This is a genomic window from Gracilibacillus sp. D59 (genome assembly GCF_052246695.1).
In the GTDB taxonomy this organism is placed as follows: domain Bacteria; phylum Bacillota; class Bacilli; order Bacillales; family Amphibacillaceae; genus Gracilibacillus.
Genome location: NZ_JBQQCK010000010.1, coordinates 103,345 through 121,877, shown reverse-complemented (window position 1 = coordinate 121,877; position 18,533 = coordinate 103,345). Strand labels below are relative to the sequence as shown.

18 protein-coding genes are annotated in these 18,533 nt (G+C 37.0%); 16 read left to right on the top strand and 2 right to left on the bottom strand.

Translation table 11 applies throughout. The annotated features are described in order from the left end of the window. The first annotated feature begins 11 nt into the window (after positions 1 to 11). The 3 genes from ACTWP4_RS16480 to ACTWP4_RS16470 all read left to right on the top strand — a co-directional run bounded on the left by ACTWP4_RS16480 (position 12) and on the right by ACTWP4_RS16470 (position 2,660). A complete protein-coding gene (locus ACTWP4_RS16480; protein ID WP_443129881.1) occupies positions 12 to 1,190 on the top strand; it encodes a dihydrodipicolinate synthase family protein in 1,179 nt (392 codons plus the stop codon). Then, entirely contained in the window at positions 1,187 to 2,008 is an 822-nt protein-coding gene (locus tag ACTWP4_RS16475; RefSeq protein ID WP_443129880.1) for a sugar phosphate isomerase/epimerase family protein, read from the top strand. Before ACTWP4_RS16480 ends, ACTWP4_RS16475 begins: the two co-directional genes overlap by 4 nt. Before the next feature lie 244 nt (positions 2,009 to 2,252). Beyond that, entirely contained in the window at positions 2,253 to 2,660 is a 408-nt protein-coding gene (locus ACTWP4_RS16470; RefSeq protein ID WP_443129879.1) for a hypothetical protein, read from the top strand. A 55-nt stretch (positions 2,661 to 2,715) separates the two neighbouring features. Here ACTWP4_RS16470 and ACTWP4_RS16465 read toward each other — a convergent pair whose 3' ends face one another. Beyond that, positions 2,716 to 3,636: an aldo/keto reductase gene (locus ACTWP4_RS16465; protein WP_443129878.1), complete on the bottom strand. Its 921-nt coding sequence runs from the start codon at positions 3,634 to 3,636 to the stop codon at positions 2,716 to 2,718. A gap of 243 nt (positions 3,637 to 3,879) precedes the next feature. Between ACTWP4_RS16465 and ACTWP4_RS16460 the strand changes: the two genes are divergently transcribed. From ACTWP4_RS16460 to ACTWP4_RS16400, 13 genes are all read left to right on the top strand, one after another. Beyond that, positions 3,880 to 4,389, top strand: coding sequence for a DoxX family protein (locus tag ACTWP4_RS16460; RefSeq protein ID WP_443129877.1), 510 nt, complete (start codon positions 3,880 to 3,882; stop codon positions 4,387 to 4,389). Between the two features lie 44 nt (positions 4,390 to 4,433). Further along, positions 4,434 to 4,952, top strand: coding sequence for a DoxX family protein (locus ACTWP4_RS16455; RefSeq protein ID WP_443129876.1), 519 nt, complete (start codon positions 4,434 to 4,436; stop codon positions 4,950 to 4,952). Between the two features lie 239 nt (positions 4,953 to 5,191). Then, positions 5,192 to 5,443: a hypothetical protein gene (locus ACTWP4_RS16450; RefSeq protein WP_443129875.1), complete on the top strand. Its 252-nt coding sequence runs from the start codon at positions 5,192 to 5,194 to the stop codon at positions 5,441 to 5,443. Positions 5,444 to 5,745: 302 nt separating this feature from the next. Next, entirely contained in the window at positions 5,746 to 6,255 is a 510-nt protein-coding gene (locus tag ACTWP4_RS16445) for a phosphoribosylanthranilate isomerase (RefSeq protein WP_443129874.1), read from the top strand. A 210-nt stretch (positions 6,256 to 6,465) separates the two neighbouring features. After that, a complete protein-coding gene (locus ACTWP4_RS16440; RefSeq protein WP_443129873.1) occupies positions 6,466 to 8,037 on the top strand; it encodes a Na+/H+ antiporter in 1,572 nt (523 codons plus the stop codon). Between the two features lie 814 nt (positions 8,038 to 8,851). Continuing rightward, entirely contained in the window at positions 8,852 to 9,337 is a 486-nt protein-coding gene (locus ACTWP4_RS16435; RefSeq protein ID WP_443129872.1) for a hypothetical protein, read from the top strand. 77 nt (positions 9,338 to 9,414) lie between these two features. After that, on the top strand, positions 9,415 to 10,092 hold the full coding sequence (locus tag ACTWP4_RS16430; protein WP_443129871.1) for a GntR family transcriptional regulator: 678 nt from the start codon (positions 9,415 to 9,417) through the stop codon (positions 10,090 to 10,092). 19 nt (positions 10,093 to 10,111) lie between these two features. Next, on the top strand, positions 10,112 to 12,157 hold the full coding sequence (locus tag ACTWP4_RS16425) for an alpha-glucuronidase family glycosyl hydrolase (RefSeq protein ID WP_443129870.1): 2,046 nt from the start codon (positions 10,112 to 10,114) through the stop codon (positions 12,155 to 12,157). Positions 12,158 to 12,174: 17 nt separating this feature from the next. Further along, positions 12,175 to 13,281 carry a mannonate dehydratase gene (gene uxuA / locus ACTWP4_RS16420; RefSeq protein ID WP_443129869.1) on the top strand — a complete coding sequence of 369 codons (1,107 nt, stop codon included), beginning with the start codon at positions 12,175 to 12,177 and terminating at the stop codon, positions 13,279 to 13,281. Beyond that, positions 13,250 to 14,095, top strand: a complete 846-nt coding sequence (locus tag ACTWP4_RS16415; RefSeq protein WP_443129868.1) for an SDR family oxidoreductase — start codon at positions 13,250 to 13,252, stop codon at positions 14,093 to 14,095. The genes uxuA and ACTWP4_RS16415 overlap by 32 nt, the downstream gene beginning before the upstream one ends. A 2-nt stretch (positions 14,096 to 14,097) precedes the next feature. Next, positions 14,098 to 15,054 carry a sugar kinase gene (locus tag ACTWP4_RS16410; protein ID WP_443129867.1) on the top strand — a complete coding sequence of 319 codons (957 nt, stop codon included), beginning with the start codon at positions 14,098 to 14,100 and terminating at the stop codon, positions 15,052 to 15,054. Positions 15,055 to 15,064: 10 nt separating this feature from the next. Continuing rightward, positions 15,065 to 15,709: a bifunctional 4-hydroxy-2-oxoglutarate aldolase/2-dehydro-3-deoxy-phosphogluconate aldolase gene (locus ACTWP4_RS16405; RefSeq protein WP_443129866.1), complete on the top strand. Its 645-nt coding sequence runs from the start codon at positions 15,065 to 15,067 to the stop codon at positions 15,707 to 15,709. Next, positions 15,706 to 17,211 (top strand): GH39 family glycosyl hydrolase, encoded by a 1,506-nt coding sequence (locus tag ACTWP4_RS16400; RefSeq protein ID WP_443129865.1) that lies wholly within the window; start codon positions 15,706 to 15,708, stop codon positions 17,209 to 17,211. Before ACTWP4_RS16405 ends, ACTWP4_RS16400 begins: the two co-directional genes overlap by 4 nt. A gap of 326 nt (positions 17,212 to 17,537) precedes the next feature. Here the strand turns inward: ACTWP4_RS16400 and ACTWP4_RS16395 are convergent, their stop codons facing one another. Next, positions 17,538 to 18,410, bottom strand: a complete 873-nt coding sequence (locus tag ACTWP4_RS16395) for a superoxide dismutase (protein ID WP_443129864.1) — start codon at positions 18,408 to 18,410, stop codon at positions 17,538 to 17,540. Positions 18,411 to 18,533: the final 123 nt, after the last annotated feature.

Genomic DNA, 18,533 nt, shown 5'->3' with positions numbered 1-18,533 from the left:
GAGGTACACAAATGACAAAGTTAATTTTGCCGAATAAGCAACGTAAACTATATACTTATGAACCTAGTAATTTTACACCTTTTGATATTCCAACGGATAAACCTTTTGAAAAAAGAACTGCATTTTCAGCTGCCCATGTGGTTGCTGATCCATTAGCAGATGCTGATCCAACTCTTAATTCTCAGATTGATTGGGATAAAACAATGGAATATCGCCATTATTTATGGTCACTCGGACTATCCGTTGCAGAAGCAATGGATACCGCACAACGTGGAATGGGGTTAAGCTGGGAAGGTGCAAAAGAATTAATTTCACGCTCGATGAAAGAAGCAAAATCGGTTGGTGGTAATATCGCGAGTGGTGTTGGAACAGACCATTTAGAACCATCTCCTTCCGTAACACTAGAAGACGTGGAAAGAGCATATGAAGAGCAGGTTTCATTTGTCGAGGGTGAAGGTGGAAAAATAATTTTAATGGCGAGCCGGGCACTTGCTGCTTGTGCAAAAGGGCCTGAGGATTATCAGCGTGTGTACAATAAGATTTTGCAAAATGTATCACAACCGGTTATTTTACACTGGTTAGGTGATATGTTCGACCCAGCACTAAATGGGTACTGGGGACATGAAGATTTGGATGAAGCGATGAAAGTTTGTCTACAAATTATCCGTGATAATGAAGCAAAAGTAGATGGAATTAAGATTTCCCTTTTAGATGATCAAAAAGAAATCGAGATGCGTCGCCTCCTACCAGAAAGTGTAAGAATGTATACTGGGGATGACTTTAATTATCCAGAGTTAATCAAGGGTGATGAACAAGGATACAGTCATGCTTTGTTAGGAATTTTTGATGCGATAGCTCCGGCAGCAGCGGCAGCTATGCATGCTTTAGACGCAGGTGATATCGCAAAATATGATCAATTGTTAGAAAAAACAGTACCATTATCCCGTCATATTTTCCAAGCACCAACTTTTTCTTATAAAACAGGTGTTGTCTTTATGGCATATCTAAATGGTCATCAAGACCATTTCCGAATGATAGGTGGCAAAGAAAGTGCGCGGTCGATCATTCATTTATCTGATTTGTTTGTTATGGCAGATGAAGCTGGCTTATTAAGAAATCCGGAGTTAGCGACAGAAAGAATGCGTCTGACGTTAGAATTAGCAGGTGTCAAGCAGGAGGGTACACGATGACAGATGAGAAATTAATGAGTCGTCTCAGTTTGAATCAAATCACAACGGAACAGTGGAATTTACAGGAAGCGATAGAAGGTTGTGTTCGTCATGATGTCCCTTGGATCTCTGTTTGGCGTCATAAAATAGAGGAAATCGGATTGAAAAAATCTAAGCGATTGATTAAGGATGCTGGTTTACAAGTATCCAGTGTATGCCGAGGCGGTATGTTTCCGGCAGCAACTGCAAAAGAAAGAGCAGAAAGAATTGATGACAATAAACGAGCAGTAGAAGAGGCAGCTGAATTAGGAACGGATACTCTAGTATTAGTCTGCGGGCCAAGTGCCGACAAAGATATTGATATGGCAAGAGAACAAGTAGCAGAGGGGATTGACACATTAGTACCTTTTGCAAAAGATCACGGTGTGAAACTTGCAATTGAACCATTACATCCGATGTTTGCGGCAGACAGATCAGTGATCAACACGATGAATCAAGCAACTACTATCGCTGAAAAATATCATCCAAGTGAAGTAGGAGTAATTGTTGATGTCTACCATGTTTGGTGGGATCCTAATCTCTATGTTGAAATCGAACGGGCAAAAGGAAGGATTTTAGGATTTCATGTATCTGACTGGAAAGTACCGATGGATGATATGTTTAAAGGCCGTTTCATGATGGGAGACGGTGTGATCGAAATCAACAGAATGAGAAAAGCAGTAGAAGAGGCAGGGTACCATGGTCCGATTGAGGTTGAGATCATTAATCAATCATTATGGGATCGCGATGGGAATGACGTATTAAAAGAGGTCAAGCAAAGCTTTGCAAAACATGTGTAAAAACAGATAAGGATGGGGAGAAGGAGTGTATCTTTTATAAAGGTACACTCCTTCATTGTAATACAGAGATTATGATTGGTTCTACCAATATAAAGATCGAATATTACAATTGACCTAGAAGTGAAAAATATTTTTGTACAGGTCTTCATTAGATTTATTTACATTTTTATCTTTCAATGGTAATTTAGTAGTATGAATGATGTAACGTTTGGAGGGGAGAGCCCTGAGAAATAGTCAAGATTCAATGGCCGTATACATTACAATTGCACTAGGAATTACCTTACTAATTGGTATAGGATGGTTTGTTAAAAGTTATTTTGATGGCAAAACAGTTTTTAATAACAATTCTATTCAGCAGCATGATTATACTCTTCATCAATCAAAAACTTCCAATTTAATGAATATGTCTTTACCAAATAAATTAGAAATAATAAGTCAGGAAGAGAATGAAAGTGAAGAAGATGAAGAGGTGGAAGATGAGGAAGAAATTGATGATACAGCTGAACAAGAAAATGAAGACGAGCAATTTGAAGGAACCGAGCAAGTAGAACTAGGCGATAATAATAATTACAATTATCAAGATAATGATGAAAGCTCCGACAGCAATGAAAATAACACCGATACTGTTCGTCACGATGTATATGGTGGATAATAATAGCAAAAGGCAAGAACTTCGCAAAAATGAAGCTCTTGCCTTTTATCTTTTGTCATCTCGCTAGTGGATGAGTTTCTGAAACAATATCTAAATCAGCTGCTTTCGCGTTAGAAATCACTTGATCTGGATTTTTGCATCCAGGGATAACAGTAGTCACTGCATCGTGTTTTAAACACCATGCAAGTGCCCAACTTGCCATATTTACATTATCAGGAACTTCATACCGAGCTATTTCTTCTACCATTCTTAATAAACGGTCTGTTTTTTCACGATCATGTCTGGAACGTACGTCATTTTTATCAAATGTAGAGCCTGGTTTATATTTACCACTTAAGTAACCACTGGCTAAAGGAACTCGCGCTAAAACTCCTAAATCCTGCTTGATGGCAGAAGGATATATCTTTTCTTCTGGAGAACGGTCTAGACGGTTATAAACAACTTGAATCGCTTCAGCTCCGACCTCTGTTGCTTTATCAGTCTGATAGTTATCTTCATTTCCAGCTAATGAAACGGCCAAGTGTCTTATTTTACCTGCCTGTTTCTGTTTATCCAGCATTGTCCATAGTTCATCATTATTAAATTCTTCGTCAGTACAAGAATGTGCTTGATAAACATCAATGTAATCTGTTTTTAATGATTTCAAGGAATCATCTAATTGTTTCAACACTTCTTCAGCAGACCAATGGCGTGTACGTTCAAAATTACGATGAAAATGGTGACCGAATTTTGTTGCAACAATCCATTGTTCACGATTGCTTCGACTTAAATAATCACCGATAAATTGTTCAGATAAATGATCTCCATAGCATTCTGCAGTGTCAATCAGGTTGATCCCTTCTTGTTTTGCTTGGTCAAGAATAAGATCAACTTCCGTTTGAGTAAAGTCTTTTCCCCATTCACCACCGAATTGCCATGTGCCGATACCGACTACAGAAACATCTAAACCTGTTTTTCCAAGCCTGCGATATTTCATTTTCTAACACCTCATCTCTCTTTCGTTATAAATGATAGTTTATCCCTTGATAATGAAAGCATGTATCTTTAGCATAACCGAAAAAGGAATCAATGTCACAAGTCTGACACAAAAATTTGACCAAAATGTGAAATGGTGAACAATATTGTTGAATAGGGTTAAGAAAATGATATGATGTAAGTGTAATAAAGATAAACAACACATCAAATAATGTGAATCATTGAACAAAAAGGAGTGGGAAAAATGTTTTTGGAATTCTTAAGAAACAATCGTTATGTCTCAGCTTTTCTAGCAATTATTCGTATTTATTTAGGGTACACTTGGATGACATCTGGTTGGGGTAAAATAACAGGAGGTTTTGATGCATCTGGTTTTTTACAAGGAGCAGTTGCCAAAGCAGGTGGTGATCATCCTGCAGTCCAAGGCTGGTGGGCAACATTTCTCGAAAATGTGGCAATACCGGGAGCAAATGTATTTAGCTTCTTAGTTATGTGGGGAGAATTCTTAGTAGGTGTAGCACTTATTCTTGGAATCTTCACAAATTTCGCTGCAATGTTGGGAATTGTGATGAACTTTGCATTTGTATTTAGTGGTACAGTCAGCACAAATGCTCAAATGATTTTATTGACAGCATTTTTATTAGCAGCAGGCTTTAACGCAGCTAGATTTGGTTTAGATCGTTTTGTAATTCCGTTTATTCGTCAAATGGCACAGAAAAAAAGAAATCAAATGAAGCAAGTAGTAACAAATTAAATTTATTTATGTGAAGTATTGAACAATAAAAAGGAGTGTTGAAAATGTTTGTAAACTTATTAAGAAATAACAAAGTCGTTGCTGGACTGTTAACTTTTATCAGAATGTATTTAGGGTATAACTGGATGACAGGTGGATGGGGTAAAATTACAGGTGGAGAATTTGATGCAAGTGAATTTTTACATGGTGCTGTTGCAAATGCTACTGGTGAGCATCCAGCTGTTCAAGGCTGGTGGGCAGCATTTTTAGAAACAGTCGCGATTCCAGGAGCAGACATATTTACATTCCTCGTAATGTGGGGAGAATTTCTAGTAGGTATCGCGCTTATACTTGGTTTATTTACTAATTTTGCTGCATTAATGGGAATCATGATGAACTTTGCATTCTTATTCAGTGGTACAGTCAGCACAAATGCTCAAATGATCTTACTTACTTTATTCTTACTTGTAGCTGGCTATAACGCAGGTAGATTTGGATTAGACAGATATGTTATTCCATTTATTAAAGAAAAAGTTTTCCACCAAAATGATGAAAGATTTATTAAACCAGTAGAAGCACACTAAGAATAACTCAGGATCACTTGCTTGAAAACGTAGTTCTGTTTAGGTGTTTAAACATTAACAATGTTATAGGAACGGAGCATTGAATTTTACAGAATTTGATGCTCTTTTTTGTTATAATATAGATAAAAACTATGAATATACAAGAGATAAATAGTGAAAGGAACGAAAACTTCTTATTTTACAACGCAAGATTGCTTAAAAAGGTCTAAAGTTCTTTTTATAAGGTAAGGGGGGTTTAAATGATAAAAAGAATATTATTCCTTTTTGTATTCATCATTTCTGTTCTTGGTGCTTGTAGTCAACATGAAGCAGAAGAACCATCTGTCGTCAAAACTTCTGAAATAACGTTAGATGAGGTTAAAACTGCTATAACTGAGCAAGGCTTAGAATTAGCAGCAGGAGATTTGCCAAGTGTGAATGCTTTTATTCAAGAATTAAATGGCGTGTCACCAAAAGCATATTTTATTGATGGCACAACTCTATCTATTTAACAATTTCCAACAGTCAATGCAAGAGAAAAGGGTATGGATGATTTTGAAGAAAAGACAGCTAAAGTATCGTTAGAACAACACAAATGTTTCCTATTCAAAACGTGTTAGTCTTTTATGTAGAAGGTAGTGAAGAAAACAATAACAAATTGGTTAAGGCAATGGAAACGTTAAAATAAGTCATTTAATTTAAGAGTTAAACATGGCGATTATCAAATGATCGTCTTTTTTTATGACTTACTTGTGCAATTTGTAAGGTTAGTTTAATATAGTTATGGAAAAATCAAGAAAAAATGGAGGAGAAAATGGATAATCGCAAGTTTGATGAGTTTATTAAAATTGCAAAAAAACTAAATGATATTGAAATTATTCCATTGTTAATGGGTTCGGTTGGATTGGAGGTCATTACAGGAAAGAACTGGGATGCCCAAGACTTAGATATTCATGTACCTGGTAATAAAAAAGGGTGGGAAGTGCCACCTGAATTATCTATACATAACTGGATTGATATTGTGACAATCATGAATTCAATGCAATATAAACTAATTGATTTACATGAACATGAGTTTTCTAGAGAGGGGTTATCTGTAGAGTTTGGTATTATTGATACTTTACCAAATTTCGCAGGAGTACAATTAGAGGATTTAGAAATGCATCATGAGGGTGGCGTAAAGTATTACTTATTAAATTCTGAGCAATACTTAAGTGTTTACCAGTCTTCTTCTAAGGATAGTTATCGAGCAGATAAAAATAATAATAAAGATATTAAAAAAATAGATTTTTTAAAAAGTTTAAGTAGTAAATACAGTTCTTAATATATACTAACGAATGACTTTGCTTCAAGAAACATAAGAATGCCGATCTATAAAAATTAATACCAACACAATTCAGTAGTAAAGCCTTATATGAAATGTTTTAAGGTAAAATGGTGATGAATTTGAATGAGGTCGATCATTACATGTTTAACAGTTAGAAAGTTGGATAACATATTAAGTGCATTTATTTACTCAAAGGGGTGGAAAGCTTTGAATGAATTAGATTTACATCATATATTTGAACTTGGTCTTATTTTAGTTATGATTGCTGCTGGAATTACGGCTATAGCTAAGAAATTTAAAAAACCTTACCCAATTGCACTAGTAATTGTTGGAGCTATCATTGGTCTTGCAAAAATTCCTGTTTTAGAACCTCTCAAGGAATTTATAACGGAAGGGGAAATTTTTAATTTTGTCATTATTACGCTTTTCTTACCAGCATTGCTAGGAGAAGCTGCGTTAAAACTTCCGTTCTCACATTTGAAGGAAAATAAGGAGCCTATTTTAGCGCTCGCATTTGGTGGAACTTTTTTGTCTACTCTTATCATTGGTTTTTCCACTATGTGGCTGTTTGATTTCTCACTGCCCACTGCTTTCGTTTTTGCAGCGCTTATGAGTGCAACCGATCCGGTAAGTGTTTTATCAATCTTTAAAAGTGTAGGCGTTAAGAAAAGGCTTGCTACGGTTATTGAAGGGGAAAGTTTATTTAATGATGGATTGGCAGTTGTTCTATTTAATATATCTGCTTTTTATTTACTATCATATATCGATCAAGGGTTTGCAGGATTAGGCCATGGGATATGGGAGTTCATCACAGTTGTATCACTCGGTCTTATGATAGGTGGAGCACTTGGTTATGGATTTTCGCTATTAACGAAATACTTTGATGACTATCCTTTGGAAATAATTTTTAGTATTATCCTTTTTTACGGTGCCTTCTTACTTGCTGAGAGTGTCCATGCTTCTGGTGTCATCGCTGTTGTTGTTGCAGCACTTATTTTTGGAAACTATGGAGCAAAAATCGGGATGAGTCCAACGACAAAATTAAATATTAATAACTTTTGGGATGTAGCGGCATTATTAGCCAATTCTCTCGTGTTTTTAATGGTAGGATTAGAAATTACAAGAATTAACTTTTTTGATAAATGGGGATTAATAATTATCGCTATTATCCTAGTATTAATCGCGAGAAGTGTAGCGGTATATACAAGCTTATTATTCATTAAGAATTTTCCAACTCCATGGAAGCATATCATCAATTGGGGTGGTTTAAAAGGCTCTTTATCAATTGCACTAGTTCTAAGTTTACCTAGAGATTTTCCGGGTCGCGAGGAGATTTTGATTTTAGCTTTTAGTGTTGTCTTGTTCTCCTTGGTCGTCCAAGGACTTTCCATTAAACCACTGTTATCTTTATTAGGTGTTAATAAAAAAGAAGAAGGAAATCAGGAATATGAAGAATTAATAGCAGAAAGATATCGATTCGAGACTGCTATAATGGAAATAAATAAAGTGAAAAAGAACTTACTTATAACTGATACAGTATCAAAGGACATCGTAAATCAATATGAACAGAAGCTGGCAGATTTAAAAAATGAAATAACAAGGCTTCTGCATAAATATCCTGACCTTAAAGACAAGCAGCAATCCATTCTTCAAAAACATTCCTTATATGCAGAATACGAAGCTATCGATAATTTGCTTAAAGAAGAGATTATTTCAAGTGAAGTGGCAGAAAAAGAACAAGAACGGATAACTAACCAACTGGTTAATTTAAAAGATTAGAGACCAAAAGAGTTAACAAGGCAATCATTCATTTGATTGTCTTTTTTATAATACAAGAAAATTTGGGCGGATGTCTAGCTCCGAGCGCCCAAAAACTAGGCGACTTCACGAATTGCCCTACGATAAGTCATCATCGGTTCGCAAGCTCACCGTGATTCCTTTATCTCAGTTGATTAGCTCCAGTCGCTACGTTTCTAGGCGGGCGCTCTACGCTTTTCTTATAAGGTAGGAAAGCATATAAACGTTGGTATCACAGCATTTTGATCTCTATTCACGGTTAAAAAGTGTCATAAATAAAGATATCGTTGACTAGTGATGTTGTTTATCACGGTGCTAATCGTCCGTAAAACCCCCATTGATGGAAGTCTCACTTTATGATGAAAGTTATCGTATGTAAGGAAATCGCTTCGGCTGCCTCCGCTATAGCTTTTTCTATAACTATTATCAGAAGAAGCATATAGGTATTACAACCATATGAGTGATTCAAATGCGTTATTTATACACTTACACAGGGATAATAACCCAAGTTGATTAACAAAAAAAAGGCACCCTATATGTATAGGATGCAAAGGGGGACAATCTATTTTGAATCAAAATACTGTACATGTATCCACACCTCAGAAAGATGTGAACAGTATATGTACACAACAACAATTAATGTAACCGATTTCATTATATAAAATTTAGTAAGCGATTACAATAGGTCTTAAGTACTATTTTAAGTCAAATAATGTTGATACTAAATTTTACAGTACCGAATATGCTTAACTAAAGGCTTTTTTAACGGATTATAATTTGAAAAATGGGTGATTAAATGAAATTTCGTCGTTCTAATTTTCGAAGGAACAGTAAAATAATATGGTTGTTAGGCGCAATATTTTCTTTAGTTTTTGTTACGTTCATTATTTATGCCATTACTTATTTCTTTTCTACAGAACGAGAAGTCGAAAAAGTCGCGACACAGTTTTACGAATACGAACAGAAGGGAGATTTTTCAAACTCCTGGGAGATGTTCCATTCGTCAATGAAGAATAGGTTTGACAAAAGTGATTATATTCAGGACCGTGCCCACGTATTTCTTAATCACTTTGGTGTTGATACGTTTGACTTTACGTTAAGTGAACCGGTAAAAATAGAAAATTACCAATTAAACACTAATCTTGCGAATACCCAAACAGTTTACCGACTTACGGCAACTTATATTTATCAGAGTAAATATGGTTATTTAGAAATTGATCAAACCGTTCTTTTGGCGGAAGAGGATCAAGAATGGAGAATATTATGGAAATATGAGGAATAAGTAAGCTTCAATGTTGAAATTTAGTAATAATAAGCGTATAATACAAACTACCATACTAGTATAAAGAAGGTGTAGAAATGGTCCCACAAAGTCAAAGAACAAGAGGATCGTCACGAGATTATGTGTATAACACGATCAAAACACAAATTATGAATGGGGAAATTGCCCCGGGAACAAAGTTGTCTGAAAAGGAAATATCAGATAAGTTAAATGTTAGCAGAACTCCAGTAAGAGAAGCTTTTCTACAATTAAACCAAGAAGAATTGTTAGGTGTTTATCCGCAAATTGGTACGATCGTGACCAAAATAAATTTAGCATTAGTTGAAGAAGGACGTTTTGTAAGGGAAAATATTGAAAAAGCAATTGTTAGAGAAGCAGCTGAAACTATTAAAAAAGAAGATTTACTACAAATGGAATCAAACTTAACGCTACAGGAGTTTTCATTAGAGAAAGGGTCTTATCAACGTTTGTTTGAACTGGATGATGAATTTCATCAGTTAATGTATAAAGGTTGTGGCAAACATAGAACATGGCATATGGTAAAACGAATGAATGTTCAATTTGACCGTTTGCGTTTGTTACGTCTTTCTGTAAATCATGATTGGAAAATCATCGTAGCCCAGCATCGCAATATTTTTGAAGCAATATCTGATAGAGATACGGAAAGAGCCGAAAAAGCAGCGATGGAACATTTGCAGCTAGTGGAAATAGAAAAAGATCAGCTCAAAGACCAAAATCCCGAATACTTTGTATAAAAAGAGAAGGAGAGTAGCTATGAATAGCAAAAAATATAATATGTGGCTGCAATATCAGCCAATAACAGACAGCAAATTAAAAGAGCAATATCAACATTTCTTTATGCAACTCAGTGTGTTAAGTGATGGTCTGCAGGTACAAGCTGCTCAGGAGGAATTACAAGCAGCTGTGCCACAAATGCTTGACATGGAGTTAACGATTTCTGAAGATGTTTTTACAAGTAACATTGTAATCGGTAACAAAAATGATATGACACAACTTTTAGATAACTATCAGCAATCGAAATTAACAGATATGAATGATGAAGCTTATATGATTATTTCTAGTGAAAAGCAACTAATCATTACTGGTAATTCAGATGTTGCAGTCCTGTATGGTGTACACCACTTGTTAAGATTAATGCAACAAAATGAAGATATCAGACAATTAAGTGTAGTGGAACAGCCGAAAAATCAATTTCGCATGTTGAATCAATGGGATAACTTTGACGGTAGTATTGAGAGAGGTTATTCTGGACAATCGATTTTCTATCAAAATAATCAATTTGTCGAAGATAAAACGAGAATCAAAGACTATGCGAGATTTTTATCTTCTGTCGGTATCAATGCAATTTCGATAAACAATGTAAATGTTTGGAAAGAGGAAACCTTTTTTATTACGAAAAAATATCTTCCTGAAATACAAGAGATTGCTAGTATTTTCCGTTCCTATGGTGTCACGCTTTATCTCAGTATTAATTTTGCTAGTCCAATGGCAATTGGAGATCTTGGTACGGCAGATCCGCTTGATAGAGACGTGAAAAATTGGTGGAAGCAAAAAGTAAAAGAAATCTATGATTACATTCCTGATTTTGGTGGATTTGTGGTTAAAGCGGATTCAGAAAACAGACCTGGTCCTTTTACATATGATCGTGACCATGCTGATGGTTCGAATATGTTAGCGGAAGCTCTAGAACCATTTCAAGGTAAAGTTATCTGGCGCTGCTTTGTGTATAACCACCTACAAGACTGGCGTGATCGATCTACGGATCGGGCAAGAGCTGCTTATGATCACTTTAAGCCATTGGATGGACGTTTTCATGAAAATGTTATTTTACAAGTGAAGAACGGCCCTATGGATTTTCAAGTACGAGAGCCTGTATCACCTTTAATTGGGGCAATGCCGAATACGAATCAAATGATTGAGTTTCAAGTAGCCCAAGAATATACCGGGCAACAAATAGATTTATGCTTTTTAATACCGCAGTGGAAGGAAGTTTTTGCTTTTGATACGTATATAAAAGGAGAAGGCACAACGGTTGAAGAAATCGTTGCTGGGAATATTCATCACTATAAATACAGTGGGGTAGCTGCTGTTTCTAACATAGGTGATGATGAAAACTGGACAGGTAATACATTAGCGCAAGCAAATCTTTATGGGTATGGGCGTTTGATCTGGGATCCATCGTTATCTTCAGAACAAATAGCGCGGGAGTGGATTAAGCAGACATTTGGTACGTACGAAATAGTCTTAAACACAATCGAAGATATGCTATTAAGCTCTTGGGAAATCTATGAAAATTACACTGCACCGCTTGGAGTAGGTTGGATGGTAACACCTGGCGTACATTACGGACCTAACATTGATGGTTATGAGTATTCCAAATGGGGAACCTACCACTTCGCTGATCGTGATGGAATTGGCGTTGATCGTACGAAAGAGACAGGAACCGGTTATACCGAACAATATCAAGAACCACATCAAACAGTTTATAACGATTTAGAGCAAGTTCCAGACGAACTTCTTTTATTTTTTCACCATGTACCATACAAGTATACGTTGAAAAGTGGAAAGACGGTTATTCAACATATTTATGACACTCATTTCCAAGGTTTTAAACAAGTGGAAGGGTTAATTGATCAATGGAATGGTTTAAGCAAACATGTTGATATTGATCGTTTTGAAAATGTAAAGAGTCGTTTAGAGCGACAGTTGGAGAATGCTAAAGAATGGCGTGATCAGATCAATACTTATTTTTACCGGAAATCAGGTATCGCTGATCAACATGCACGAACCATCTACTAAAGAAGGGATGTGACAACATGCGAATGGTTTTTCGATGGTTTGGTGAAGGAAATGATAGTGTAACCTTACCTCAAATTAAACAAATTCCGGGTGTGGAAGGTGTTGTTTGGGCATTGCATGATATTCCCCCAGGTGAAATCTGGCCAAAGGCGCGGATACAAGAAATCAAAAAGCAAGTAGAGCGATACGGATTGCATCTAGATGTAGTGGAAAGTGTCAATATTCACGAATCTATTAAACTAGGTCGCGCTGATCGCGATCAATATATTACTAATTATATAGAAACAATCAAAAATTTAGCTTCAGTAGATGTAAAAGTAATTTGTTATAATTTCATGCCTGTTTTTGATTGGGTAAGAACTGATTTATTTGGTTCTTTACCTGATCAATCAACAGCACTATTCTATGAAAAGGCAAAAGTAACAGATATGGATCCACTAGAATTAGTCGAAAAAATTGCTGCAAATCCCGATTATACAATGCCAGGATGGGAACCGGAACGTTTAGAGACTCTGAAGGATTTATTTGCAGCATATCTAGATGTGACAGAAGATGATTTAATCGATCATTTACGATACTTTTTAGAAAAAGTAATTCCGGTTTGTGAGGAATATGATATCAAATTAGCGATTCATCCGGATGATCCGCCGTGGGAAATCTTTGGGCTTCCACGGATTGTAACTACACAGCAGCGTCTTCGTGAGATTTTGAATTTAGTTCCTAGTAAATATAATGGTATTACCTTATGTTCAGGGGCATTAGGGGTACGAAGGGATAACGATATTATCTCGATGATTCGTGAATTTCAGGATCACATTCATTTTGCTCATATTCGTAATGTGAAATTATATGAAAACGGTGATTTTATTGAAACATCTCATCGTGCCAATGATGGCTCAATTGATATTAATAGAATTGTCAGAGCCTATCATGATATAGGCTTTGATGGCTACACGAGACCTGATCATGGTCGTCATATTTGGAATGAACAATCCAGGCCAGGTTATGGATTATACGACCGGGCGCTAGGCATTATGTACTTATGGGGGTTATGGGATGCCTATCAATTAGTCAAAGGAAAGGATGAATCAAATGTTACCAATCCATACGAATTTGAAAGATAAAGTAGCAGTAGTTACCGGTGGCGGCGGTGTATTGTGTGGCGCAATGGCCAAGGAATTAGCACGCCAAGGGATGAAGGTAGCGATATTGAATCGTACCTATGAAAAAGCAGAAAAAGTTGTGAGTGATATTAAAGAACAGGGTGGAGAAGCACTGGCAATTGGCTGTGATGTACTGGATCGTGATGCGGTAATCGCTGCTGAAGAGAAAGTATTTCAGCAATACGGTGCATGTGATGTACTGATTAATGGTGCAGGCGGTAATCACCCTGATGGAACTACCGCAAATGAAAAATTCGAAAAAGAAGAAATGTCAGATCCTTCGATACGGACGTTCTTTGATATGACGACAGAAGGTTTTTCATCTGTTTTTAATTTGAATTTTATCGGATCGTTAATTCCGACACAGATCTTTTCTGCACGGATGGTGGAACGAAAAACAACCGTTATCAACATTTCGTCGATGAGTGCACCAAGTCCAATGACAAAAGTACCAGCCTATAGTGCTGCCAAAGCAGCGATCAACAACTTTACGCAATGGCTAGCTGTTCATATGGCGGAAGCGAATGTTCGTGTCAATGCGATTGCTCCTGGGTTCTTTCTAACAGATCAAAACAGACCGCTTCTAACCAATCAAGATGGTTCCCCGACACCACGTATGCAGAAAATAATTGATCACACACCAATGAGACGCCTAGGCTCACCGGAGGATTTATTAGGAACTTTGCTGTGGCTTGTTGATGAAGAAGCAAGCGGCTTTGTTACCGGTACTTGTATTCCGGTTGATGGCGGGTTCATGGCATATAGTGGGGTGTAGTCATGCAAGATGTCATAACTGTTGGCGAATCAATGGTCGTTTTTACACCGGTATCCAGTCCAATGATGCGCTTTGCCGAAACTTTTACTAAAAATGTGGGTGGAGCTGAGACTAATGTCGCAATTGGTCTGGCTCGCCTTGGTCATAATGTAGGTTGGATCAGTAAGCTTGGACAAGATGAATTTGGTACGTATATTTTAAATACGGTGCGTGGAGAAGGAATTGATGTCAGCCATGTAAAGCGAGATCCTGACTTTCCAACTGGTCTTTATTTTAAAGAGATTCGTAATCCTGAGGATATCCGCGTCAGTTATTATCGCAAAGGATCTGCAGCAAGTACTATCCAGACAGATGATATTGATGAAAATTATATAAAGAAGGCAAAGTATCTTCATGTCACCGGGATAACTCCAGCTTTAAGTGATTCTGCCTATCAAACGGTGATTAACATGATGAAACTGGCTCGCAAGAATCAGGTCCAAGTGGTATTTGACCCTAATTTACGCCGTAAGCTGTGGTCAGAAGAAAAAGCAAGAATCATTTTAACGGAAATGGTGGCGTTATCAGATATTGTTTTACCAGGTTTAGAAGAAGCAGCTTTTTTATTTGATGAAACTGACCCACAACAAGCAGCTGATCATTTTTTAGCTCGTGGTTGTGAAACGGTTATCATTAAGCTTGGAGAAAAAGGTGCATACCTTCAGACCAAAAATGAAAGTGGATATATCGAAGGCTTTCCAGTTAAACAAGTAGTTGATCCAGTTGGTGCTGGTGATGGTTTTGTGGCAGGTTTTTTATCCGGTATGCTAGATCACCTTTCGTTATCCGATGCTGTAAAGCGGGCAAATGCTGTAGGAGCCATGCAAACACAAGTGAAGGGTGATTACGAAGGTTTGCCAGATAACGAAGAATTACATCAGTTTATGTTCCAGCAAAATAATGTCGATGTCAAAAGGTAGGTGGAATACAATGAATGTATTACAAAGAATGCTAGACACTGGTGTAGTGGCAGTAATGCGTAAAACAACACCAGAAACGATTATTCCAATTGCTAAAGCATTGCGCGATGGTGGAGTAACATCGCTTGAAATTACAGTGGAAACACCAAAAGTGTTAACACTTATCGAGAAAGTAAAAGATGAACTAGGTGACGAGGTGATGGTAGGAGCAGGCACTGTACTTGATGCAGAGACAGCACGTGCAGCCTTAATGGCCGGTGCATCGTTTATTTTCTCGCCGACAGTAAGAGAAGAAACGATTGAAATGACGAAACGGTATGGTGCTGTATCTGTTGCAGGTGCTTTTACGCCAACCGAAATTTTAACTGCATATGAAAAAGGTGCTGATATGATTAAAGTTTTTCCTGCCAGTGTAGTTGGACCAAGATTTTTCAAGGATATTAAAGGTCCGTTACCTCACATTCCGTTAATGCCGACAGGTGGTGTGGATGTCAATAATACTAGTGATTATATCGAGGCAGGAGCAGTTGCAGTTGGAGCAGGAAGTACACTAGTAAAGCATGCGAACCAGATGACAGACAACTATTTGGCCAGTTTAACCAATAAAGCAAAAGAATTTGTCCAAGCGGTGGAAAAAGGGAGGAATCGGGTTTGACCACAATTCAGGTGAATAAAGAAAGTGATGGGATATTTCCGGATAATTGGAAAAAGTGTATCGGGACAGGTCGCTTAGGGTTAGCTTTGCAACAGGAATATCTGGAGCATTTAAAAACGGTACAACAAGAAATTGGCTTTTCCTATATAAGAGGTCACGGACTCTTACATGATGATATCGGTATTTATCGAGAAGTTGAAGTAGACGGTGAGAAGAAGCCTTTTTATAACTTTACATATATAGATCGGATTTTTGATTCTTTCTTAGAACTTAACTTAAAGCCATTTATTGAAATTGGATTTATGCCGAAATTATTAGCTTCTGACGATCAAACCATTTTTGCCTGGGAAGGTAATGTCACACCGCCTAATGATTATCATAAATGGGAATCCTTAATCAAAGCAGTGACACAGCATTTTATTGATCGTTACGGGTTAGAAGAGGTGCTCACATGGCCTTTCGAAATCTGGAATGAACCGAACCTCGTTAACTTTTGGAAGGATGCTGACAAAGAAGAATACTTTAGATTATATCAAGTGACAGTAAATGCCATTAAGTCTGTGGATCCTGCTATCGAAGTCGGAGGACCTGCTATTTGTGGTGGCTCAGATGAATGGATTAAAGACTTTCTGACATTTTGTAAAAATGAAAATGTGCCTGTTGATTTTGTTTCACGTCATGCTTATACATCAAGACCGCCGCATAAAGTAACAGCGGATTATTATTATCAGGAGCTAGCAGAACCAGATAAGATGTTGCATGAGTTTAAAAATGTTAGACAGATGATTAAAGAGTCCGAATATTCGGATCTTCCTTTTCATATCACGGAATACAACACATCATACAGCCCAATAAATCCAGTCCATGATACAACATTAAATGCGGCTTACTTAGCGAAAATACTAAGTGAGGGCGGAGATTATGTTGATTCATTCTCGTACTGGACATTCAGTGATGTTTTTGAGGAATTGGATGTACCGAAAGCACAATTCCATGGTGGTTTTGGTTTAATGGGATTAGGGCATGTACGTAAACCAACCTATCATTTATTTGCCTTTTTTAATCGTTTGGGCAGTAAACTGCTATATCGAGATGACCAAGTGATTGTAACTGAAAAAGAAGATGGAAGTATGGTATTGATTGCCTGGAATTTAGTAATGGAAAAAGGGGAAGAGTTTAACCGTTCAGTAGATATTCATTTACCACTTGGTGAAGGGAAGTATTTTGCTTCTAGTCAAACGATTAGTGAAACGTATGCGAATCCATGGAAAGTGTGGCAGCAGATGGGACGTCCACGCTTCCCGACCAAGGCACAAGTTGAAACATTAAAGCAAAGTGCAATACCTTTATTTGAATCGGCTCAATATGACGTAATGGGTGAAGGATTAACTCTAGATCTTTCGTTAACAAAAAATGAAGTAAAGCTGATTGAAATAGAAGCAGTAAAGGATGAATCAGAAACATATCCAGGCCTAGATGATAGCTTGATAGATTCGTATTAATAAATGGGAGAAGTTACTTTTTAGATTTGCTTTCTTCCGTTCTTTTTGTAGAAAGTGTTATGTCACCGCTTCGGCAGAATACTGCGCTTATCGTGAGTTCGGCTTCAGCTAACTTTGCAAAGTTAGCTGAAGCTAAAACCCCACGGAAAGGAAAGCGGGCAGCCGGAGCGGATGTTTAGCGGTTCCCACCATTTCAAAATTGGCACCAAAGTTCCGAAACATTATCTTCCTATTATGCAATTGGAAAATCCGAACGATAACAATTTCTAATCGTAGAAAATCGCATAATCGTTCGGATATTATTTTTTATAAAATCACTTTTTTTGTTAGAATAACTGCCATTTAAGATTTTTTGCTTTATTAAATCTTTCATTTACATTATCCCAATTCACTACATTCCACCAATTCTTTATATAAGATGCTTTGTCATTATAGTGCTGTAGGTAATATGCATGTTCCCAAACGTCTAATACTAATAAAGGAATGGTATCCGGTACTTGAAATAGCTGATGCTTTTCAAATGATTGGATGGCTAGTTTGCCACTTCTCGGTGACCACAACAATACAGCCCAACCATTACCTTCAACTGATTCTGCAACCTTCGTAAATAACGTCTTAAAACTGTTCCATGAACCAAAATCTTTTTCGATTTGCTTGAGTAGAGGACCAGATGGCTTTTTCTTACTGTTCGGTGTCATGTTATACCAGAAGATTGTATGCAAATAATGGCCTGAACCGTGAAATGCTTGCTCTCGTAGCCAATGTTTGATCGGTTCTTTACCTTTTTTGCCGGTATATAATGCTTCTTCGGCTTTATTTAATCCATCTACATATGACTGATGATGTTTCGTATGATGTAACCACATAATTTGTTCACTAATATAAGGTTCCAGCGCATTATATGCATAAGGCAATGGAGGTAATTTGTGCTTTCCGTATGGCACACTCTCCCTATTGGACGAACCTTGGATTTCGTGTATAAGACTTTCACCTTCTGCTCTTAGATCTAACATTCTTTCTTGACTAGCTTCACCTTGCTCTTCGTCAAATAATTGATAAATACTTTCTTGCCATTTCTCAACCTGTTGTATTGCATGTGTTTTTTCATTTTCTGAAAGCCCAGTTTCATAGACAGTTTGTTTCAGTTTTTCTCCCCAATTCAACAAGCTTTCAAGATATTCCTTGTATTCTTTATTCATGACATCACCCCATGTAGCATATGTGAAAAGCCTAAATGGGGTGATGATATAAGTGAAATGGAAAATGTAATGTAACGAGATAGAAGAGGATACCTAACTCTGGAGTTTTTGATAAGCAGCTTG

Excerpts from the sequence above, each read along its gene's own strand:
- ACTWP4_RS16425 (WP_443129870.1), top strand. The coding sequence starts at position 10,112 with ATGAATAGCAAAAAATATAATATGTGGCTGCAATATCAGCCAATAACA.
- ACTWP4_RS16460 (WP_443129877.1), top strand. The coding sequence starts at position 3,880 with ATGTTTTTGGAATTCTTAAGAAACAATCGTTATGTCTCAGCTTTTCTA.
- ACTWP4_RS16445 (WP_443129874.1), top strand. The coding sequence starts at position 5,746 with ATGGATAATCGCAAGTTTGATGAGTTTATTAAAATTGCAAAAAAACTA.
- uxuA (WP_443129869.1), top strand. The coding sequence starts at position 12,175 with ATGCGAATGGTTTTTCGATGGTTTGGTGAAGGAAATGATAGTGTAACC.
- ACTWP4_RS16395 (WP_443129864.1), bottom strand. The coding sequence starts at position 18,410 with ATGAATAAAGAATACAAGGAATATCTTGAAAGCTTGTTGAATTGGGGA.
- ACTWP4_RS16450 (WP_443129875.1), top strand. The coding sequence starts at position 5,192 with ATGATAAAAAGAATATTATTCCTTTTTGTATTCATCATTTCTGTTCTT.
- ACTWP4_RS16475 (WP_443129880.1), top strand. The coding sequence starts at position 1,187 with ATGACAGATGAGAAATTAATGAGTCGTCTCAGTTTGAATCAAATCACA.
- ACTWP4_RS16480 (WP_443129881.1), top strand. The coding sequence starts at position 12 with ATGACAAAGTTAATTTTGCCGAATAAGCAACGTAAACTATATACTTAT.
- ACTWP4_RS16435 (WP_443129872.1), top strand. The coding sequence starts at position 8,852 with ATGAAATTTCGTCGTTCTAATTTTCGAAGGAACAGTAAAATAATATGG.
- ACTWP4_RS16405 (WP_443129866.1), top strand. The coding sequence starts at position 15,065 with ATGAATGTATTACAAAGAATGCTAGACACTGGTGTAGTGGCAGTAATG.
- ACTWP4_RS16430 (WP_443129871.1), top strand. The coding sequence starts at position 9,415 with ATGGTCCCACAAAGTCAAAGAACAAGAGGATCGTCACGAGATTATGTG.
- ACTWP4_RS16410 (WP_443129867.1), top strand. The coding sequence starts at position 14,098 with ATGCAAGATGTCATAACTGTTGGCGAATCAATGGTCGTTTTTACACCG.
- ACTWP4_RS16415 (WP_443129868.1), top strand. The coding sequence starts at position 13,250 with ATGTTACCAATCCATACGAATTTGAAAGATAAAGTAGCAGTAGTTACC.
- ACTWP4_RS16465 (WP_443129878.1), bottom strand. The coding sequence starts at position 3,636 with ATGAAATATCGCAGGCTTGGAAAAACAGGTTTAGATGTTTCTGTAGTC.
- ACTWP4_RS16455 (WP_443129876.1), top strand. The coding sequence starts at position 4,434 with ATGTTTGTAAACTTATTAAGAAATAACAAAGTCGTTGCTGGACTGTTA.
- ACTWP4_RS16470 (WP_443129879.1), top strand. The coding sequence starts at position 2,253 with ATGGCCGTATACATTACAATTGCACTAGGAATTACCTTACTAATTGGT.